Source organism: Mycobacterium sp. (assembly GCF_036273375.1).
In the GTDB taxonomy this organism is placed as follows: Bacteria; Actinomycetota; Actinomycetes; order Mycobacteriales; family Mycobacteriaceae; genus Mycobacterium.
This window is the reverse complement of the sequence record NZ_DASUHS010000044.1, coordinates 1-17,592: the sequence shown is the minus strand read 5'-3', so window position 1 is coordinate 17,592 and position 17,592 is coordinate 1. Positions and strand designations below refer to the sequence as shown.

Here is a 17,592-nt window from a genome sequence, read left to right as displayed (position 1 = left end):
ATGCAGCCCAACCCGGTGCTCAGCCACCGGGTGGTTCAGGAGACCGCACAACGACTGGGCCGCACACCGGCTCAGGTCGCGTTGGCGTGGACGCTGAGCGCGGCGCCGAACGTGCTGCTTATCCCCGGTACCTCGTCGCTGAGCCACCTGGAGGAGAACCTGGCCGTCGCGTCCATCGAACTGGACGACGACGCCCGCGAGCGCCTGACCGCGATAGCCGCTTAGGTTTCGCCGAACGTGCACTCAGGGCGGGAACCATCCGATATTTCGCCGTGATTGCACGCTCGGCGCACGGCAACACGATCGCTACCTGAGCTCGGAGGAGGACAGGCCCAGCAGGCGGCGCGCGACCACCAGCTGCTGAATCTGTTGCGTGCCCTCGAAGATGTCCAGGATCTTCGAGTCGCGCGCCCATTTCTCCAGCAGCGACTGTTCGGAATAGCCGGCGGTGCCTGCCAATTCGACGGTCTTGAGCGTGACGTCGGTGGCCATCCGGCCGGCCTTGGCCTTACTCATCGAAGCTTCTTTGGAGTTCGGGATCTTGTTGTCGGCCTGCCACGCCGCCCGCAGCGACAACAGATAGCTGGCCTCCCAGTCGGCTTCCATCCGGATGAACTCCGACGCCGCGGCGCTCTGGGCGTGCGAGGGTTTGTCGTAGGAGATCTCCACGCCGGCCACCGTGAGGATCTTCCGAATCTCTTCCAACGCGGCGCGGCCGACACCGACGGCCATGGCCGCGACGATGGGCCGGGTGTTGTCGAAGGTCTCCATCACTCCGGAAAAGCCCTTGCCCACCTCGATTTCGGGGTTGCCGAGCAGGTTTTCCTTCGGAATGCGGGCATTGTCGAACCGGATGACCGCGGTGTCGGAACCCTTGATGCCGAGCTTGTGCTCGAGCCGTTCCACCGTGACACCGGGATGCTCGCGCGGCACGACGAACGACTTGATCGCCGCGCGGCCCGCTGCCCTGTCGAGCGTCGCCCACACCACGATGTGGGTGGCGCGGGAGCCGGCGGTCACGAAGATCTTCTCGCCATTGATCACATACTCGTCGCCGTCGAGGGTGGCCGTCGTCGACACCGCCGCCGAGTCCGATCCGAAGCCGGGTTCGGTGATGGCCATCGCCGCCCATACCTTGCCCAGGCGTTGCAGCTGCTCCTCGTTGGCGACGGCGGAGATGGCCGCGTTGCCCAGCCCCTGGTAGGGGACCGACAACATCATCGCGAGGTCACCCCAACTGGCTTCCAGCGTCTGCAACAGTGCGGCCATGTTGGCGCCGTTGTGGTTTTTGTCCCGTTCTTCGTCCTCGCCGCCCAGCGCGTTCGCGCCCGCGAATTCGATTGACTCCGAAGCTCCTTCGAAGAGACTGAACAAAGTGTCGAGCTCGACCGGGTACGCGTGTTCCTTGAGGTCGTACTTGCGGGCGATCGGGCGCATCAACTCAGCGGCGCCCTGGTGCGTCTTCGTCGTCACCGCCTGCATCTTGCGGGGAAGTTCCAGATTGATTGCCATGATTGAACTTTCAGCTCGAGTTGTATAACGACTTAGATGACGACGACGCCCTCGGCAACGCCGATAGCCCGCAGGTCGCGGTACCAGCGTTCGACCGGGTGTTCCTTCGTGTAGCCGTGGCCGCCGAGCAGCTGAACGCCGTCGAGGCCGATCTGCATGCCTTTATCGGCGCCGAGCCGCTTGGCCAGCGCCGCCTCGCGGATGAAGGGCAGGCCTTGCTCGGCACGCGCAGCGCCGCGCCAGGTGATCAACCGCAGCCCGTCCAATTCGATGGCGATGTTGGCGCACATGAAGGCCACCGCCTGGCGGTGGGCGATCGGCTCACCGAAGGCCTCGCGTTCTTTCACGTATGGGACGACGTAGTCGAGCACCGCGTGCGAGGTGCCGACGGTGAGCGCGGCCCAGCCCAGCCGGGCCAGCGCGATCGCCTCGGAGTAATCCTCGTCGGTCGCTTCGTCCTCACCGAGCCGCGCGTTCGGCGGCACCGTCACCCCGGAGAGTTCGACGTGGCCCAGGGCCGCCGCGCGGATCCCCATGCTCGGATCCGCCTTCACGGTAAGGCCTTTCGTCGAGGACTCAACGATGAACAAGGCCGGCTTGCCGTCCAGCTGCGCGCCGACGATGAAGAGCTCGGCGTCGGCAGCGGCCGGGACCAATGACTTCACCCCGTCCAGGCGGTAGCCGCTCGGGGTGCGTACCGCCGTGGTCTTCAGCCGGGTGGGGTCGAAGAGCGGTTGCGGCTCGGCGATGGCCACGCACGCTTGGGGCACGTTCTCACCGGCGAACTCGGGAAGATAGGTGGCCTGCTGGTCGGCGCTGCCCCAATGGGTCAGCGCGGAGGCCACGCCTCCCGGGGCCAGCAGCGGCAACGCCAGACCCATGTCGCCATAGGCCAGCGCCTCGGCGACCAGCACATTGGTCACGCTGGACCGGTGTGCGGCGATGCCGTCGAAATCCTCGGGGATGTTGATCGCGGTGATGCCCAGCTCGGCGGCCTTGGCGATCAGCTGGTGCGGGTAGGTTGCCGCCTCGTCGGCGTCGTATGCGGCGGGCCGCAGCACTTCCTCGGCGAACTCGTCGAGAGTCTCGACGATCATCTTCTGTTCGTCGTCAGGCGTCAGATCGAAGTAATCCTTGCCGCTGGACTTGAGCCGGGTCGGACCGCCGCGCAGGTTCTGGATCCGTTTGAACTCCCGAGAAGAGGTGGCGGCGGTGGAGAAGACCGTCTTCGTGCCATAGCGCAGGGCACGGTTGAGGGGGTCACGCAGCTGGTATTTGTCCAGGAAGTTCTGCCCGACGAGTGGGGTGATCAGCGCTATGGCGATGTCGACTCCGGTGCGTTTGTGAGTTTGCAGCCCGACAGCGGACTTGTGGTCGCGCCGTTTGGTGCGGGGGCGGGCGGATGTCTGTTTAGAACCGGAACCGGTCATTTCAGCAGCCTCAGGTCGTTGGGCAATGCGGATATCGCCGATCTTACTCCGGAGTAAGATCGGAGAGAACACTTGTTAACTAATTCACAGCGGGGGTGGCCGTCAGGCTGCCGAGCACCTGCTGCTGCAGCAGGCCATTGGTGGCCACGGCGCTGCCGTGGTGCGGTCCCGCGGCGCCGTCCAACGCCGTCAGCGCCCCGCCCGCTTCGCGCACCAGGATGTCGAGCGCCGCGAGGTCCCACACCGACACTTCCGGTTCGGCGGCGATATCGACCGCACCTTCCGCGAGCAGGCAGTAGGACAGAAAGTCGCCGAAGGCGCGCACCCGCCACACCGCGTCGGTCAGTGCGATGAATCGGTCCCGCGCACCGAGCTGCGCCCATCCGGACAGGCTGGAGAACGAAAGGCTGGCCGAACTCAGTTGTGCCACTGAGGAAACGGAGAGCCGACGCGCGGGCGCACCGTTGACAGCGACGAAAGCGCCCTGGCCGTGCGCGGCCCACCAGCGGCGCTGCAAGGCCGGGGCGCTCACGGCGCCGACGACGGGGACACCGTCTTGCAGCAACGCGATCAGCGTGGCCCACACCGGCACCCCGCGGACAAAGTTCTTGGTGCCGTCGATCGGGTCGATGATCCACTGACGTCCGGTGAAGGCGGTGTCGCCACCGAACTCTTCGCCGACGATGCTGTCGTCGGGCCGTTCGCGCGCGAGCACCTCACGCAGCTCGGTTTCGACCGCGCGATCGGCGTCGGTCACCGGCGTCAGGTCGGGTTTGGTGTCGACGCGCAGGTCCAGCGCGCCGAATCGCGCGGAAGTCAACGTGTCTGCGCGGTCGGCCAGCGTCAGGGCCAGCGCCAGATCGTCCTGGCTCATGACGCAGTCTTATCACGGTCCTACGATGGCCTCGTGTGGGAATTCGGACTGCTGCTTCTGCTGATGGCCATCTTGGGCGTATTTCTCGTCCAGCGGTTCGTCCCGCGCGGCCCGCGCGGTGAGCTGCTGAGCGGCACACTGTTGGTGACCGGGATAAGTCCCCGACCCGACGCCGCCGGCGAGCAGTTCGTCACCATCGCCGGCGTGATCAACGGACCCACCGTCAACGAGCATGCGGTGTATCAGCGCATGGCCGTGGACGTGAATCAATGGCCGACCATCGGCCAGCTGTTTCCGGTGGTGTATTCGCCGAAGAATCCGGACAATTGGAGATTCGCTCCCGCGGTACCGCCTACGTCACCGGAATCGCCGGAGCCGCCGACGGGCTGAGCGTCCGTCAACCGGCTGCCGGTGGGCGCGTCATCACCGTGATCCGAACGCCGTAGCGGGGGACCACCAGCGCGGCCCGCCTGACCGTCCCTCCCGGTATTCCGGGTATGCCGGGCGTCGCGGACCCGGTGCGCGCCACCGCTTCGGTCGCGGCCAGGTCGGACAAGCCGCTGCCCGGCAAGGCCGTAACGGGGTTGCCGGTTGCGGTGGCCCAGCCGGGGGGAACTGACATCGAGCCGATCCGTCCGGCGCGCGCGAGCACCGCGTTGACGTTGCCCAGGCCCGATGTCGCACCGCTGAGCGAGGGCGCCTTAGGGAGCGCGGCCGGAGCGGCCGCGAGGTTCGGCAAAATCCCTAAGTTCTTGTCGGCCTGAATGATTCCGGAAGCAGTTCCCTCGGCAGTGAAAATCGATCTGAATGAGGTCTGGGCGCCCTGGATGGTGTCGAGGATTCGGAAGAGTTCCGACGACGATCCGCTGGCCGCTGAAGCTCCCTGCGAGCCCGACTTCGAACTCGAGGCGTTGGCGGTAGCTTGGGCGACGGCGTCTCGCTGAGCTGTTACCCCATCCGCACTGGTGGCTTGGCGCGGGGCGGCGAACGGCGAAAACTGGGCCGCCGCAGCCGAACTGACGGAGTAGGCGTACATCGCAGAGGCATCCTGAGCCCAGTATTCGGCGTACTGCGCTTCGGTGGCCGCTATGGCCGCGGTGTTCTGACCGAAGAAGTTCGTTGCCACCAGCGTCGCCAGTTGGGTGCGGTTGGCCGCGACGGCGGGCGGGGGCACGGTCATGGCATGCGCGAGCTCGTAGGCCGCCGCGGCGGCCCGGGCCTGTATGGCCGTCTGTTGTGCACGTTCGGCGGTCGCGTGCAGCCACGCCGCATGGGGCGCGGCACTAACCGCCATCGCTTGGGCTGCGGGCCCCCACCAGTACAAACCGGTCAGGCCGGACAGCACCGATTCGTACACGGCGGCCGTGATGCCCAGCTCGGCCGAGAGCGAGTCCCAGCTTCCCGCTGCAGCAAGCAGCGAGCCCGACCCGGCACCGGCATACATGCGGCCAGAGTTCACCTCTGGTGGCAGAAAGCCGAAATCCATTGTCTTACAGCCCGATCAGCTGCGTGTAGCGAAACTGCTCGCGACGAACGGTTAGCCCTGTGGTCGACGGCAGTTGGTGGGTTGGCGGCACGTCACCCGGCGGCTGGCGGGCGTGGCATCACGGTGAGCCGCGTGCCGTAGCGGGGTGGGGCACCTGCGCCGGCGGATCGGGCGGCACCGCCGCCCGGCATGCCGGGGTAACCGGGATACCCCGACGTCACCGGCTCTTCGGTCCCCGGCAGCGTGGTGAAGCCGGCGGGTTCTAACGGCGAGATATGGGTGCTGGTGGGTGCGGACCAACTCGCGGGCACCGACATCGGGCCAATCCTGCCGGCGTGCGAGAGAGTCGCGGTGACATTGCCCAGGCCACCGCCGAGTCCCGATGTTGCGCCCCGCAGCGCGGGCGCCGCCAGCGCGGGAGCAAGATTGGCCGCGGCCGCCCCGGGCTTGGCGAGAATGCCCAAATTGTTCTCGGCGCCGATGATTCCGGACACGAACTGCTCCATGTTGTAGGGAGCGCTGAAGCCGAGGCCCGTTCCCTGAATGGCGTCCAGGAAAACGAAGGCGGGCCTACCACCTCCAGCTGCAGCCGCGGCCGTTCCCGCATTCGGTGCCGCTTGCACCTGCGGTTGCTGGACAGAGAGCTGTGAAAACGTCTGCGTAGCAGCCTTGGTCGCGCCGGAGTTGGCGTTGGCCGTGGCCACGGCGGCGTTCTGGGCGTTCACCCCGGACTCGTTGGTGGATTTGTTCGTGGTGGCGAAACGGGGCAACTGGGTCGTCGCCGCCATCGACGCCACGGAGTAGCCGGCCATGGCAGCGGCGTCCTGAGCCCAAAAGTCGGCATACTGCGCCTCGGCGTCCGCGATGGCCGCGGTGTTCTGGCCCACGATGTTCGTCGCCACCAGCGCTGCCAACAGCGTGCGGTTGGCGGCGATCACCGGTGGGGGCACGGTCATGGCATACGCCTGCTCGTAGGCCGCCGCGGCCGTCCGCGCCTGCATGGCTGTCTGCTTCGTCTGTTCGGCAGTCGCTTGCAGCCAGCCCATGTAGCGCGCGGCCGAGTACGCCATCGACTCGGAGGCGGGGCCGCGCCATTGCAGGTCCAGACCCGCGAGCACCGATTCGTAGGATTCGGCAGTGGAGGCCAGCTCGGCCGACAGCGCATCCCAGCTTCCGGCCGCGGCCAGCAGCGAGGCCAATCCGGGGCCGGTGTACATCCGGGCCGAATTGATTTCGGGTGGAAGAAAAGTCCACTCCATGTGTGATACATCCCCTCGAAGTGTGGTTTTTCTGGACAAACGCCACCGGCGCCGGCACTAGCCGCACCGGCGTGTTTGTCAAAATGTTTGGGCCGCTCCCTGATTCACTTTGCTTGTCGGCAAAGCTCACCCCGCGTCAGGTGAGAAGGCAGTCCGGCGCGATCGCGTCACGGCCGGCTGGCTGGCGGGCAGTGTGGCGCTTATCGGGTTGGCGGAGAGTGAGCGCAGGGCATAGCAAGGACCTTCGGTTTTCGGGCCCTTCAAAAGTCGCAGGTGCGGCCGATGCTTGCGGGGTTTTGCTTATTTCACGGCGCGGACCATCTAGAATTCAGCCTGTGTTCATGCTGTGTTCATCTTTTGTTAACCAGGCCTCAGGCCGCGACAGGCACCAGGTTGACCATCGAAAGTGTTTGAAGTGCTTGGTGTCTGGTAGTCGCGACGGGTGCCTGGCCGTCTGCCGGTGCCGGGCCAAAGTGCGCGCTCCTGATCTCCCGTGATGGTTGGACGCGCACCGGGAGATCCACCGGCGTGCCCCCCTGTCGGATCGTCACTTCCGGCGCTGGCTCACCCTGTGGCACAACACCGTTGACGAGATGTATCGCGGAACCGGCGGCCGATCGGGCGTAGGTTCAGGCCGGCCGGATCGCGTGGGCCATGCACCGTCGACTGACCGGTGCCGACGCACCCGAGCTCCTCGTCACGCAACCGGCTCGTGGCGGTCAGGCTCCGGACCGAATCGGAAACGACGACCGGTGACTTCGGTCGGCGTTATGCGCACATAGTGCGGTTTAGCGTTGCCGTCCACGGCAGCAATTGCGCGCGTTCGGCTTGTTGAATGTCCGCGTCGGTCTTGAGCAGTCGCGCGCGACCGCGCACGATCACGCTCCATCCTTCGATGAGGTTGTGGTCGTCGACCTCGAAGATCACCGCGTGATTCGCCACGGCCGAGAACACTTTGGTGCCCTCGGCGGTGCGGAACAGCACGGTGCGGTCTTGCCCGACGAAGTTGACGGGAAAGATCTCGGGCTCACCGGCGAAGTTGGTGACCAGTCGGCCCAGCGAGACACTAGTAGAGCCCTTTGTACTCTCGGGGCAGAATCAGCCGTGGCTGACCCGCAGCAACTTGGCCAAACTCGGCAGCTTGACGCGGGGGCGACCGTGCGGTTCGCCCGCCGCTCGCTCGTGGGCGTCGATGAGATCCCAGTGCGCCGAGGTGACCAGCTTGGGCTGGCGTGAAGCCAGCCAGTCGGATAGCTGGTCGGCGTGGTCGTCCGGGAAATCCGCAAGACCGTCAGCGCCGGACAAATCGGCGAGCAGGGTGTCCACTGTGTCCTGGGAGTCCTTCTTATTGGTGCCGATCACGCCGGTCGGCCCGCGCTTGATCCACCCGACCACATATTCGTTGCGGCTGTCTTCGATCCGGCCGCCGCTGTTGGGGATCGTCGCGGTCTTCTCGTCGAACGGCAGTCCCGGGGTGGGCAGACCGCGGTAACCGACCGAGCGCACCACCAGCTGAACCGGTAACTCCTCGCGCTCGCCCGTGTCATTGGCGGACACCCACCCACTGTCGTCGGTGACCAGCTCGTTGCGGCCGAGCACAATTGCCTCGACCCTCTCGTCGCCCTTGATCTCGATCGGGGAGGTCATGAAGCGCAGCACGATGCGGCGGTGGCCGGGGCGCGGGTCGCGCTTCGCGTAATTCCGCAGCGCGTTGATGTTCTGCTTCGCTGTCTTGCCGGCCGCGGCCGCATCCTCGTCGCTGATGCCCTCCAGCTGGGCGGGATCGACGATCACGTCGACGTTTTCGAGGTCTCCCAACTCGCGGAGCTCGAGGGTGGTGAACGCGGTCTGCAGCGGTCCGCGCCGACCGATGACCACCACCTCGTCGACGCCGCACGGGCGCAGCGACTCCAGCGCGTGATCGGCGATGTCGGTCGACCCCAGCACGTCGGGGTCGGTGACCAGAATGCGTGCGACGTCGAGCGCGACGTTGCCGTTACCGACCACCACGGCCCGTGCCCCCGAGAGATCGGGCGTGGCCGCCTCGAAACTGGGGTGCGCGTTGTACCAGCCCACGAAATCGACGGCGGCGATGCTGCCCTGCAGGTTCTCGCCGGGGATGTTCAGCGCACGGTCGGATTGCGCCCCGACCGCATAGACGACGGCGTCGTAGCGCTCGGCGAGTTCGCTGGCCTCCACGTGCTCGCCGACCGAGACGTTGCCGAAGAAGCGGAAGCGCGGGTCCTGGGACGTCTTCTCGAATTGCTTGCTGATCGACTTGATCTTCGGGTGATCGGGCGCGACGCCGGAGCGCACCAGCCCCCACGGAGTGGGCAACATCTCCAGCATGTCGACGGCGATATCGATGTCCTCGGACCCGTCGGCCGCCTTCAGCAAGGAGGACGCGGCGAAGAAGCCCGACGGTCCGGAGCCAACGATTGCAACGTGGTAAGGGCGCATTCTCGACCTTCTATTCGTGCCCGAATGCGCGCAGGGGGCTGTCGCGCGCAAAGCGGGGCGCACATGATCGTGAGTTGATGCTAAACGCATGACCGCTGGTCGTGACCTGGACACTCGCTGCGAGCTGAGCTGCTTGGGGGCCCCCAGGTAACGTTGTCGGCTGTGGAACCCGACCGTCAAGCCGATATCGCCGCACTCGACGCCACTTTGACCACGGTGGAGCGGGTGCTCGATGTGGACGGTCTGCGCACGCGCATCGAGAAGCTCGAACACGAGGCATCCGATCCCCAGTTGTGGGACGACCAAGCTCGTGCCCAGCGGGTGACCAGCGAGTTGTCTCACGCCCAGGGCGAGCTGCGCCGGGTCGAGGAGCTGCGCGGGCGCCTGGACGACCTGCCGGTGCTCTACGAGCTGGCCGCCGAGGAGGGGGAAGGCGCCGACGACGCGCTGGCCGAGGCGGACACCGAGCTGAAGGCGCTGCGCGCGGACATCGAAGCCACCGAGGTGCGCACCCTGCTGTCGGGCGAGTACGACGAACGCGAGGCGCTGGTCACCATTCGTTCCGGCGCGGGCGGGGTGGACGCCGCCGACTGGGCCGAGATGCTGATGCGGATGTACATCCGGTGGGCTGAGCAGCATAAGTACCCCGTCGAGGTGTTCGACACGTCCTACGCCGAAGAGGCCGGCATCAAGAGCGCGACGTTCGCCGTGCACGCCCCGTTTGCCTACGGCACGCTGTCCGTGGAGCAGGGCACGCACCGACTGGTGCGAATCAGCCCGTTTGACAACCAAAGCCGGCGTCAGACTTCGTTCGCTGAAGTCGAGGTGCTGCCGGTGGTCGAGACCACCGACCACATCGACATACCGGAAGGCGATGTGCGCGTTGACGTTTACCGTTCGAGTGGCCCGGGAGGCCAATCGGTGAACACCACCGACTCTGCGGTACGCTTAACCCATATCCCAACGGGTATCGTCGTAACTTGCCAGAACGAAAAATCGCAGTTGCAGAACAAAATCTCGGCGATGCGAGTGCTTCAGGCAAAGTTATTGGAGCGCAAGCGTTCCGAAGAACGCGCTGAGTTAGACGCGTTAAAAGGCGAAGGTGGGAGTTCGTGGGGCAACCAGATGCGCTCCTACGTTCTGCAGCCGTATCAGATGGTCAAGGATCTGCGAACAGAGCACGAGGTTGGCAATCCTGCGGCCGTCCTGGATGGAGACATCGACGGATTCCTGGAAGCGGGAATACGTTGGCGCAACCGAAAAGATGACGAATAACACTAGTTTTCTCGCCGCATCGATGACGCACCGCTGGCACGACTTCTGGCGGGGCGAGCTTGGTGAGTGGATCATCACCCGGGGTCTGCGGATCGTCATGGTCCTGATCGCCGCGGTGCTCGCGGCCCGGTTCGTCAACTGGGTGGCACAGCAGGTGACCCATCAGCTCAACCTGGGCTTCGCCGAGAGCGACGCGCTGGTGCGCTCGGAAGCGTCCAAGCACCGGCAGGCCCTGGCGTCGGTGATCTCCTGGGTGTCCGTCGTCATCATCGGCATCTGGGTCATCATGCAGATCGCCGAGGTGCTGCAATTTTCGGTCGGGGGCTTGGTCGCGCCGGCCACCGTGGTCGGCGCCGCGCTGGGTTTCGGCGCGCAACAGTTGGTGCGAGACCTGCTTTCCGGCTTCTTCATCCTGGTGGAGCGCCAGTACGGGTTCGGAGACCTGGTCACCCTCACCGTCGTATCCGCTACGGAAGCAACCGGCACGGTCGAGAACGTGACGTTGCGAGTGACTCGCCTGCGCTCGCCGGATGGCGAGGTGTTGACCATTCCCAACGGGCAAATCGTCAAGGTGGTCAACCTGTCCAAGGATTGGGCACGCGCGGTGGTGGACATCCCGGTGTCGACGAGCGCCGACCTGAACCGGGTCAACGAGGTCCTGCATCAGGAGTGCGAGCGCGCGCTGGAAAACCCGTCATTAGGGGACTTGTTGCTGGACGCACCCACCGTGATGGGCGTGGAAAGCATCGAAGTCGACACCGTCACCCTGCGCATGGTGGCCCGCACACTGCCCGGCAAGCAGTTCGAGGTCGGGCGGCAGCTGCGTGTGCTGGTCATCCGGGCGCTGGCCCGCGTCGGGATCGTGACGGCGGCGGACGCGAAGGTGGGCCTGGTCGAAGACCCCTCGGTTCCGGCCGCCCAGGCCGCCGAACAGCAAGCCGATGATGAAGTTCAAGGTGCGGTGCAGAAGCGTTGAAGTTCACCCTGAACATCCTCGAGAAGCGCGGCGACGGCGACGACACGGATGCGGAGCATCGCTGGCCGAAGCACATGTTCGGCGGGCGGTTACGCACGTCCACATTTGTATTGATCGTGGCTTTCTTGGTGGCGTGGTGGGTCTACGACACCTATCGCCCGGAACCGGCGCCCAAGCCCCCCGCCCAGCAAGTGGTACCGCCGGGCTTCGTGCCCGACCCCAACTACACCTGGGTACCGCGCAGCCGGGTGCAGGCGCCGCCGACCGTCCCCTATACGCCGACCCCGACGAGCACGCCGCCGCCACCCCCGCCACCGCCGCCACCACCGGTGACGACGACCACGACCACCACACCGCCGTTCCAGCTGCCGCAGCTGCCGTGCGTCTTGCCGGCGCCGTTCTGCCCGCCCAGCTCAAGCCCCACCCTGTCACCGCCGCAGCAACCACAGCCGGGGCCGGGCCCGGCGCCGACTTCGCCGCCTCCGGCCAGTTGACTTCGCCTGCCAGCGAAATTCACCGCTACACTGGCGTGCCGTGATGATCACCCTGGACCATGTCAGTAAGAAGTACAAAGCGTCGGCCCGCCCGGCGCTGGAAGACGTCAACGTCAAGATCGATAAGGGTGAATTCGTCTTTCTGATCGGCCCGTCGGGGTCTGGCAAGTCCACGTTCATGCGGCTGCTGCTCGGCGCGGAGAATCCGACCAACGGTGACGTCCGGGTCTCAAAGTTCCACGTCAACAAGTTGCGCGGTCGTCACGTCCCGAAGCTGCGCCAGGTCATCGGCTGCGTTTTCCAGGACTTCCGCCTGTTGCAGCAAAAAACGGTCTACGAGAACGTCGCATTCGCGCTGGAAGTTATCGGCAAACGAAGCGACGCGATCAACCGGGTGGTGCCGGAGGTGCTGGAAACCGTCGGATTGTCCGGCAAAGCCAATCGGTTGCCGCACGAGTTGTCCGGTGGCGAGCAGCAGCGGGTGGCGATCGCCCGCGCGTTCGTCAACCGGCCGCTCGTCCTGCTGGCGGACGAGCCGACGGGCAACCTCGACCCAGATACCAGTAAGGACATCATGGATTTGTTAGAGCGGATCAACCGCACGGGAACGACGGTGCTGATGGCAACGCACGATCACCACATCGTCGACTCGATGCGCCAGCGCGTCGTCGAGTTGTCGCTGGGCAGGCTGGTTCGCGACGAGCAGCGCGGCGTCTACGGGATGGACCGCTAAGTGCGCTTCGGTTTCCTACTTAACGAGGTCCTGACCGGGTTTCGCCGCAATGTAACGATGACGGCCGCGATGATCCTGACGACCGCGATCTCCATCGGCCTGTTCGGCGGCGGTCTGCTGGTGGTCCGCCTGGCCGACAACTCGCGCGAGATTTACCTCGACCGCGTAGAGACGCAGGTGTTCCTGACCGACGACATCTCGGCCAACGACACGACATGTGCGTCCGCGCCGTGTAAGGGGCTGCGCGACAAGATCGATGCGCGGCAAGACGTCAAATCGGTGCGCTTCGTCAATCGACAAGACGCCTACAACGACGCCATCAAGAAGTTCCCGGAGTTCAAGGACGTGGCGGGCAAGGACTCGTTTCCGGCGTCGTTCATCGTCAAACTGAACAATCCCGAACAACACGCGGAGTTCGATGCCGCGATGCAGGGCCAGCCCGGGGTGCGCAGCATCCTCAACGAGAAGGACCTCATCGACCGCCTGTTCGCCGTGTTGGACGGCTTGCGCGATGCCGCGTTCGCGGTCGCCCTGGTGCAGGCCGTCGGAGCAATCCTGTTGATTGCCAACATGGTGCAGGTCGCGGCCTACACCCGCCGCACCGAGATCGGGATCATGCGGCTGGTAGGTGCCAGCCGGTGGTACACCCAGCTGCCCTTCCTGGTGGAGGCGATACTGGCCGCGTCTATCGGTGTGGCCATCGCCGTCGTCGGACTCATGTTGGTTCGGGCTTTGTTCCTGGACAACGCGCTGAGCCAGTTCTATCAAGCACATCTAATTGCCAAGGTCGACTATGCCGACATCCTTTACATCACGCCGTGGTTGTTCCTGCTCGGCGTGTCGATGGCGGCAGTGACGGGGTACGCGACCTTGCGCCTCTATATACGGCGGTAGCTGTGGCCAAGGGTTCCGGCCGCGCCAACGCGGCGGGCGGTAAAGGTGGCAGCAAACAGGTCATTGCCACCAATCGCAAAGCGCGGCACAACTATTCGATCATCGAGTTGTTCGAGGCGGGAGTGTCTTTGCAGGGCACCGAGGTCAAAAGCCTTCGCCTGGGCCAAGCATCGTTAGCTGACGCGTTCGCAACGATCGACGACGGCGAAGTTTGGTTGCGTAACTTGTACATTCCGGAGTATCAGCACGGTAGCTGGACCAATCATGAGCCACGTCGCAACCGAAAGTTGTTGTTACATAGGCAACAAATCGACAGGCTGGTCGGCAAGGTACGGGATGGTAACCTCGCCTTGATGCCGTTGTCTCTGTATTTCTCCGAAGGCAAGGTCAAGGTCGAACTTGCCCTTGCGCGCGGCAAAAGAGCCTATGACAAGCGCCAGGACATGGCGCAGCGTGATGCACAGCGTGAGGTGGTCCGTGAAATGGGACGTCGGGCAAAGGGCATGATCTGATCGGGGCGGCTTACGCCCAGCTGTCTGCTGTTACGTACGGCGTCAGCGATTTCGTGGGCGGCGTGGCGGCTCGGCGGGTGGCCGCGCTGCGGGTGATGCTGGTCGCTTACCCGATTGAGACGCTGATATTGGGCGTGATGGCCGTCTTCGTTGGCGGGCCTATTCATGCCGGCGCCGTTGTGTGGGGTTGCCTGTACGGCATCGGCATGGCCTTTGGCATGTGGGCGTTCTTCGCGGCCCTTGGCTCCGGGCCGATTTCGGTGGTCTCACCATTGGCGGCCGTGCTCAACGCCGCGGTGCCCGTGGCGGTCGGTATGGCGCTGGGGGAGCGGCCTGGCCAGGCGGCCCTGGTGGGTGTCGTCCTGGCGCTGGCTGCGGTGATGCTCGTGAGTCGGGAGGCGCCCGTGGAGGGGACGCCGTACCGGTTCACTCCAAAAGTGGCCTGGCTCACAGTAGTTGCGGGCTCCGCGATGGGATTGAACCTGGTGTTCCTGCACCAGGCGCCGCACGTATGCAAACTCTGGCCGCTGTTCTTCGCTCGGGTGGCGGCCAGCCTGGTGGTATTCGCCATGGCCAAAACCAGCCAGAACATGGCGATGCCGCGCGGGCGGCCGCTCAAATTGGCCGTGGCCGTCGCCGTCCTGGACATCTTCGCCAACATCACCATGCTGGCGGCGCTGCACACCTGGCTGCTGTCGTTGGCCAGCATCCTGATCTCGCTGTATCCGGCCGCGACGGTGGTGCTGGCGATGGTGGTGCTGCGCGAGCGGGTGACCCGCTTGCAGGGGATCGGCATGGTGCTGGCCATGGGCTCCGTGGCGATGATCGCCTCGGCCTGACGGCCCGGAGCTCCCGCTGTTGGTGGGAAGCTGATCGGCCTACGATCCTGACCATGGCCGATCGTCCCGTCACCAAACTCGACAAGTCCGCCGTGCTCTCCGGCCTCTTCGCGGTGTGGGACGACATCGACGCGCTGCTGGCCGGGCTGTCCCAAGCGCAATGGCGGGCGGCGAGTCCGCTGCCGGGCTGGGACGTTAAAGCCTTGGTGGCGCACATGATCGGCACCGAGTCGTTCCTCGCCGGCATCGCCGCACCCCAGCCCGATATCGACGTCTCGACGCTGGAACACGTGCGCAACGACGTCGGGGTGATGAACGAGTGCTGGGTTCGCCATCTGAGCGCGCGCGCCGATGCCGACGTTCTGGAAAGCTTCAGGGCGATCACCACCGATCGGCGCCAAGCGCTGACGAGCCTCTCGGGTGAGGAGTGGGACGCGGTGACGATGACTCCCACCGGCCCGGACTCCTACGGCCGGTTCATGCGGATCCGGGTGTTCGACTGCTGGATGCACGAAGAAGACATTCGCGTGGCGTTGGAACGGCCGCCGTCCGACGACGAGCTGGCCAGCCTCGGGGCGTCGCTCGCAGTGGACGAGATCGCCGCCACGATGGGCTACGTCGTGGGCAAGCTGGCCAAGGCGCCCGACGGTTCACGCATCCAGTTCGACCTCACCGGCCCGCTGGCCCGCGCCATCCGGGTCAGCGTCGACGGCCGGGCCGCGGTGGTCGACGGCTTCGGCGGCCAGGAACCGACCGCGACCATCCGGCTGGACGGGCTGCAGTTCACCAGACTCACCGGTGGTCGCCCGATGTGCCCGGCCCGTGCCCAGGACATCCAGCTCGACGGCGACCGAGAAGTTGCGACACAAATCGTCGAGCACCTCAATTTCGTTATCTGAGTGCGTGTTTGGCGCCGTTTGACCAGGTGCCGACCGAGAAGTAGTCAACGCGACATATGTCACACCTCCGTATTGGAGGTGTCCTGGCCCGGTGAATGGGTAGCCGAACGAATAGAGCGCACCTTGCGCCGACACCAATCGTCCACGCCAGGAGGCCTGTACAAATGACTACACCCGATACCTCGAGACTGCTCGCGCAACTGCGGACGCTGCTCGATCTGACGAATACCGAGATCCAAATCGCGGAGACCCGCGTCGCCCAGGCACGCACCGAGGCGGTGCGCCGGGAGCTCTCCCAGAACGCCGGAAATGGCCGTGACCGTGCAGAAGCCATCGAGTCGGCGATCCGGGATCTGGGCGGTTACCCCGACGTGATCGGTCCGTTCCTGGGTCGCGCCGCTGCGGCGGTCAAGGCCCTGACCGAGCAGGCCGAACCCTTCGACGAGGCGCTGTTGGGTGACCTCGCGCTCGAGGACCAGCTTCTGGACCGGGCGCGCTACACCAAAGCGCTGGCAGTCGCCGCGAAGCGCCAGGACGTCGTTGATCTCGCCGACCGCTTGATCACCGCCCATGCCGCGACCGTGGACTGGCTGACCACCGTGCTTGCCGAGGATGCGCTCGGCGGGCCGGCGGCGCTTCGTCGGACCCCGATACAGATGGCCGCCGGCACCGCGGTGAAGCTGGTCAACCTGCCGGTCGCTTGGTCCGCCCGCGGGGTGGATCGCGCCGTGGACGCGCTGCGTTCCACCGGCCCGGCGATCAACGACCTGGTCAAGCGCGGCGGCAACGCCAGTGAGATCGCCGCGAAGGCGCTGTCCGCGTCACAGAGCGCCGCTCTGCGGGCCGCCGAGAGGGTCACCCGCTCCGAGGGCGCGGACCGGGTCGCCGACGCGCTGCACTCGAGCCGTGCCGCGGTCGGCGTTCTGGATGAGTCCGAGTTGCCCATCCGTAACTATGACGACCTCAACGTCAGCGACGCCGTGGCCGCGATCAAGGACCTCACCACCGCTGACGACGTGCGCGTCGTGGTCGCCTACGAAGAGGCGCACAAGAACCGGCAGCGTATCGTCTCGGCGGCGCAGACCCGTGTGGCTGCCATCGCCCAAGAGGTGGTCGGTATCAACTAGGGGATCGTCAATGCGGCGAGTGCCCCCGGTGTCATGACGCCGGGGGCACTCGGCTTTCCGGCGCGGAAGATATTTGCGTTGCCGCTGGTTGATAGCCAGGTACCATTGATATTCCTGCCGAAAGTCGGTGGGGTGCGAGGGGCTGAAAGGTTTCGACTTCGCGCATCGAATCAAGAGAAGCGTGCCGGTGCAGGCAACTGACCACCGTAAGCGTCGTTGCAAACAGATAAGCGCCGATTCACATCAGCGCGACTACGCTCTCGCTGCCTAAGCGACAGCTAGTCCGTCAGACCGGGAAAGCCCTCGACCCGGACCCTGGCGTCAGCTAGAGGGATCCACCGATGAGTCCGGTCGCGGGACTTATCGGGACACCAACAGCGACTGGGATCGTCATCCTGGCTTGTTCGCGTGACCAGGAGATCCGAGTAGAGGCATAGCGAACTGCGCACGGAGAAGTCTTGAGGGAATGCCGTAGGACCCGGGTTCGATTCCCGGCAGCTCCACTGAGAGACAAGCCAGGCCGAAAGGCTTGGCTTGTTTTCGTTGCGGCCAGCGCGCCCTCACCGGCACGTTCGCCCTCGAAGCCTGAAAATGTGCGATATGGGTTCCCAGTCAAGAGTCAATGAACTCGATTGCGGTAGAAGCGAACTCGTGGTGGTACTGGAAAATCGCACCGTGGCCGGAGTCGGGGTAGATGGTGAGTTGCGACCCGGCGATCCGACGGTGCATGTCTTCGGAGAGCGTGCTGGGGACCATCCGGTCGTTGTCGCCGTTGGCGATCAATGTCGGCTGGGTGATCGCCGATAGGTCGGCAGGTGTTGA

Annotated in this window: 18 protein-coding genes, 1 other RNA gene and 2 pseudogenes; 13 read left to right on the top strand and 8 right to left on the bottom strand. The window is 65.4% G+C overall.

What is annotated here, in order from left to right; genetic code table 11:
• Nucleotides 1-225, top strand: a 225-nt coding sequence (locus VFW69_RS04405) for an aldo/keto reductase (protein WP_526498544.1), incomplete at its 5' end; no start/stop codon positions are given.
• A gap of 81 nt (nt 226-306) precedes the next feature.
• Here the strand turns inward: VFW69_RS04405 and VFW69_RS04400 are convergent.
• The 3 genes from VFW69_RS04400 to hisN all read right to left on the bottom strand — a co-directional run bounded on the left by VFW69_RS04400 (nt 307) and on the right by hisN (nt 3,816).
• Nucleotides 307-1,512: an acyl-CoA dehydrogenase family protein gene (locus VFW69_RS04400; protein ID WP_526498542.1), complete on the bottom strand. Its 1,206-nt coding sequence runs from the start codon at nt 1,510-1,512 to the stop codon at nt 307-309.
• A 32-nt stretch (nt 1,513-1,544) separates the two neighbouring features.
• Nucleotides 1,545-2,942, bottom strand: a complete 1,398-nt coding sequence (locus VFW69_RS04395; protein ID WP_526498540.1) for an acyl-CoA dehydrogenase family protein — start codon at nt 2,940-2,942, stop codon at nt 1,545-1,547.
• A 79-nt stretch (nt 2,943-3,021) separates the two neighbouring features.
• Complete coding sequence (hisN, locus tag VFW69_RS04390; protein WP_526498538.1) at nt 3,022-3,816, bottom strand: histidinol-phosphatase; 795 nt, start codon at nt 3,814-3,816, stop codon at nt 3,022-3,024.
• A 63-nt stretch (nt 3,817-3,879) separates the two neighbouring features.
• On the opposite strand from hisN, the gene VFW69_RS04385 reads away from it, so the two are divergent.
• Nucleotides 3,880-4,206 (top strand): hypothetical protein, encoded by a 327-nt coding sequence (locus VFW69_RS04385; RefSeq protein WP_526498550.1) that lies wholly within the window; start codon nt 3,880-3,882, stop codon nt 4,204-4,206.
• A gap of 7 nt (nt 4,207-4,213) precedes the next feature.
• Here the strand turns inward: VFW69_RS04385 and VFW69_RS04380 are convergent, their stop codons facing one another.
• Both VFW69_RS04380 and VFW69_RS04375 read right to left on the bottom strand, forming a co-directional pair.
• Entirely contained in the window at nt 4,214-5,302 is a 1,089-nt protein-coding gene (locus tag VFW69_RS04380) for a PPE family protein (RefSeq protein ID WP_526498536.1), read from the bottom strand.
• 92 nt (nt 5,303-5,394) lie between these two features.
• Nucleotides 5,395-6,561 carry a PPE family protein gene (locus VFW69_RS04375; RefSeq protein ID WP_526498534.1) on the bottom strand — a complete coding sequence of 389 codons (1,167 nt, stop codon included), beginning with the start codon at nt 6,559-6,561 and terminating at the stop codon, nt 5,395-5,397.
• A 500-nt stretch (nt 6,562-7,061) separates the two neighbouring features.
• Here VFW69_RS04375 and VFW69_RS04370 point away from each other — a divergent pair.
• Nucleotides 7,062-7,317, top strand: a pseudogene (locus tag VFW69_RS04370) (globin family protein); the annotation flags it as partial.
• Here VFW69_RS04370 and VFW69_RS04365 read toward each other — a convergent pair.
• Both VFW69_RS04365 and VFW69_RS04360 read right to left on the bottom strand, forming a co-directional pair.
• Nucleotides 7,259-7,620 (bottom strand): annotated as a pseudogene (locus VFW69_RS04365) (pyridoxamine 5'-phosphate oxidase family protein). The pseudogenes VFW69_RS04370 and VFW69_RS04365 sit on opposite strands and share 59 nt — an antisense overlap.
• Before the next feature lie 39 nt (nt 7,621-7,659).
• Nucleotides 7,660-9,021 carry an FAD-dependent oxidoreductase gene (locus VFW69_RS04360; RefSeq protein WP_526498532.1) on the bottom strand — a complete coding sequence of 454 codons (1,362 nt, stop codon included), beginning with the start codon at nt 9,019-9,021 and terminating at the stop codon, nt 7,660-7,662.
• A gap of 162 nt (nt 9,022-9,183) precedes the next feature.
• Here VFW69_RS04360 and prfB point away from each other — a divergent pair, with 162 nt between their 5' ends.
• The 10 genes from prfB (at nt 9,184) to ssrA (ending at nt 17,276) form a co-directional block, all read left to right on the top strand.
• Nucleotides 9,184-10,296: a peptide chain release factor 2 gene (gene prfB, locus VFW69_RS04355; protein ID WP_526498530.1), complete on the top strand. Its 1,113-nt coding sequence runs from the start codon at nt 9,184-9,186 to the stop codon at nt 10,294-10,296.
• Nucleotides 10,286-11,272, top strand: coding sequence for a mechanosensitive ion channel family protein (locus VFW69_RS04350; protein WP_526498528.1), 987 nt, complete (start codon nt 10,286-10,288; stop codon nt 11,270-11,272). The genes prfB and VFW69_RS04350 overlap by 11 nt, the downstream gene beginning before the upstream one ends.
• Complete coding sequence (locus tag VFW69_RS04345) at nt 11,269-11,766, top strand: Rv3103c family proline-rich protein (protein ID WP_526498526.1); 498 nt, start codon at nt 11,269-11,271, stop codon at nt 11,764-11,766. The genes VFW69_RS04350 and VFW69_RS04345 overlap by 4 nt, the downstream gene beginning before the upstream one ends.
• 43 nt (nt 11,767-11,809) lie before the next feature.
• A complete protein-coding gene (gene ftsE, locus VFW69_RS04340; protein ID WP_526498548.1) occupies nt 11,810-12,499 on the top strand; it encodes a cell division ATP-binding protein FtsE in 690 nt (229 codons plus the stop codon).
• Entirely contained in the window at nt 12,500-13,393 is an 894-nt protein-coding gene (gene ftsX, locus VFW69_RS04335) for a permease-like cell division protein FtsX (RefSeq protein ID WP_526498524.1), read from the top strand.
• A 2-nt stretch (nt 13,394-13,395) separates the two neighbouring features.
• A complete protein-coding gene (gene smpB / locus VFW69_RS04330; RefSeq protein ID WP_526498522.1) occupies nt 13,396-13,905 on the top strand; it encodes an SsrA-binding protein SmpB in 510 nt (169 codons plus the stop codon).
• A complete protein-coding gene (locus tag VFW69_RS04325; RefSeq protein ID WP_526498546.1) occupies nt 13,902-14,744 on the top strand; it encodes an EamA family transporter in 843 nt (280 codons plus the stop codon). Before smpB ends, VFW69_RS04325 begins: the two co-directional genes overlap by 4 nt.
• A 53-nt stretch (nt 14,745-14,797) precedes the next feature.
• Nucleotides 14,798-15,643: a maleylpyruvate isomerase family mycothiol-dependent enzyme gene (locus VFW69_RS04320; protein WP_526498520.1), complete on the top strand. Its 846-nt coding sequence runs from the start codon at nt 14,798-14,800 to the stop codon at nt 15,641-15,643.
• 164 nt (nt 15,644-15,807) lie between these two features.
• Entirely contained in the window at nt 15,808-16,770 is a 963-nt protein-coding gene (locus VFW69_RS04315; RefSeq protein ID WP_526498518.1) for a ferritin-like domain-containing protein, read from the top strand.
• Nucleotides 16,771-16,908: 138 nt separating this feature from the next.
• Nucleotides 16,909-17,276, top strand: a transfer-messenger RNA (tmRNA) gene (ssrA, locus tag VFW69_RS04310).
• Nucleotides 17,277-17,382: 106 nt separating this feature from the next.
• On the opposite strand, the gene VFW69_RS04305 is transcribed toward ssrA, so the two are convergent.
• Nucleotides 17,383-17,592 (bottom strand): alpha/beta fold hydrolase (locus tag VFW69_RS04305; protein WP_526498516.1); only part of this gene is annotated, 210 nt, incomplete at its 5' end.

Coding starts and splice junctions, on each gene's coding strand:
- VFW69_RS04400 (WP_526498542.1), bottom strand. CDS start 1,512: ATGGCAATCAATCTGGAACTTCCCCGCAAGATGCAGGCGGTGACGACG.
- VFW69_RS04395 (WP_526498540.1), bottom strand. CDS start 2,942: ATGACCGGTTCCGGTTCTAAACAGACATCCGCCCGCCCCCGCACCAAA.
- hisN (WP_526498538.1), bottom strand. CDS start 3,816: ATGAGCCAGGACGATCTGGCGCTGGCCCTGACGCTGGCCGACCGCGCA.
- VFW69_RS04385 (WP_526498550.1), top strand. CDS start 3,880: ATGGCCATCTTGGGCGTATTTCTCGTCCAGCGGTTCGTCCCGCGCGGC.
- VFW69_RS04380 (WP_526498536.1), bottom strand. CDS start 5,302: ATGGATTTCGGCTTTCTGCCACCAGAGGTGAACTCTGGCCGCATGTAT.
- VFW69_RS04375 (WP_526498534.1), bottom strand. CDS start 6,561: ATGGAGTGGACTTTTCTTCCACCCGAAATCAATTCGGCCCGGATGTAC.
- VFW69_RS04360 (WP_526498532.1), bottom strand. CDS start 9,021: ATGCGCCCTTACCACGTTGCAATCGTTGGCTCCGGACCGTCGGGCTTC.
- VFW69_RS04350 (WP_526498528.1), top strand. CDS start 10,286: ATGACGAATAACACTAGTTTTCTCGCCGCATCGATGACGCACCGCTGG.
- ftsE (WP_526498548.1), top strand. CDS start 11,810: ATGATCACCCTGGACCATGTCAGTAAGAAGTACAAAGCGTCGGCCCGC.
- VFW69_RS04320 (WP_526498520.1), top strand. CDS start 14,798: ATGGCCGATCGTCCCGTCACCAAACTCGACAAGTCCGCCGTGCTCTCC.
- VFW69_RS04315 (WP_526498518.1), top strand. CDS start 15,808: ATGACTACACCCGATACCTCGAGACTGCTCGCGCAACTGCGGACGCTG.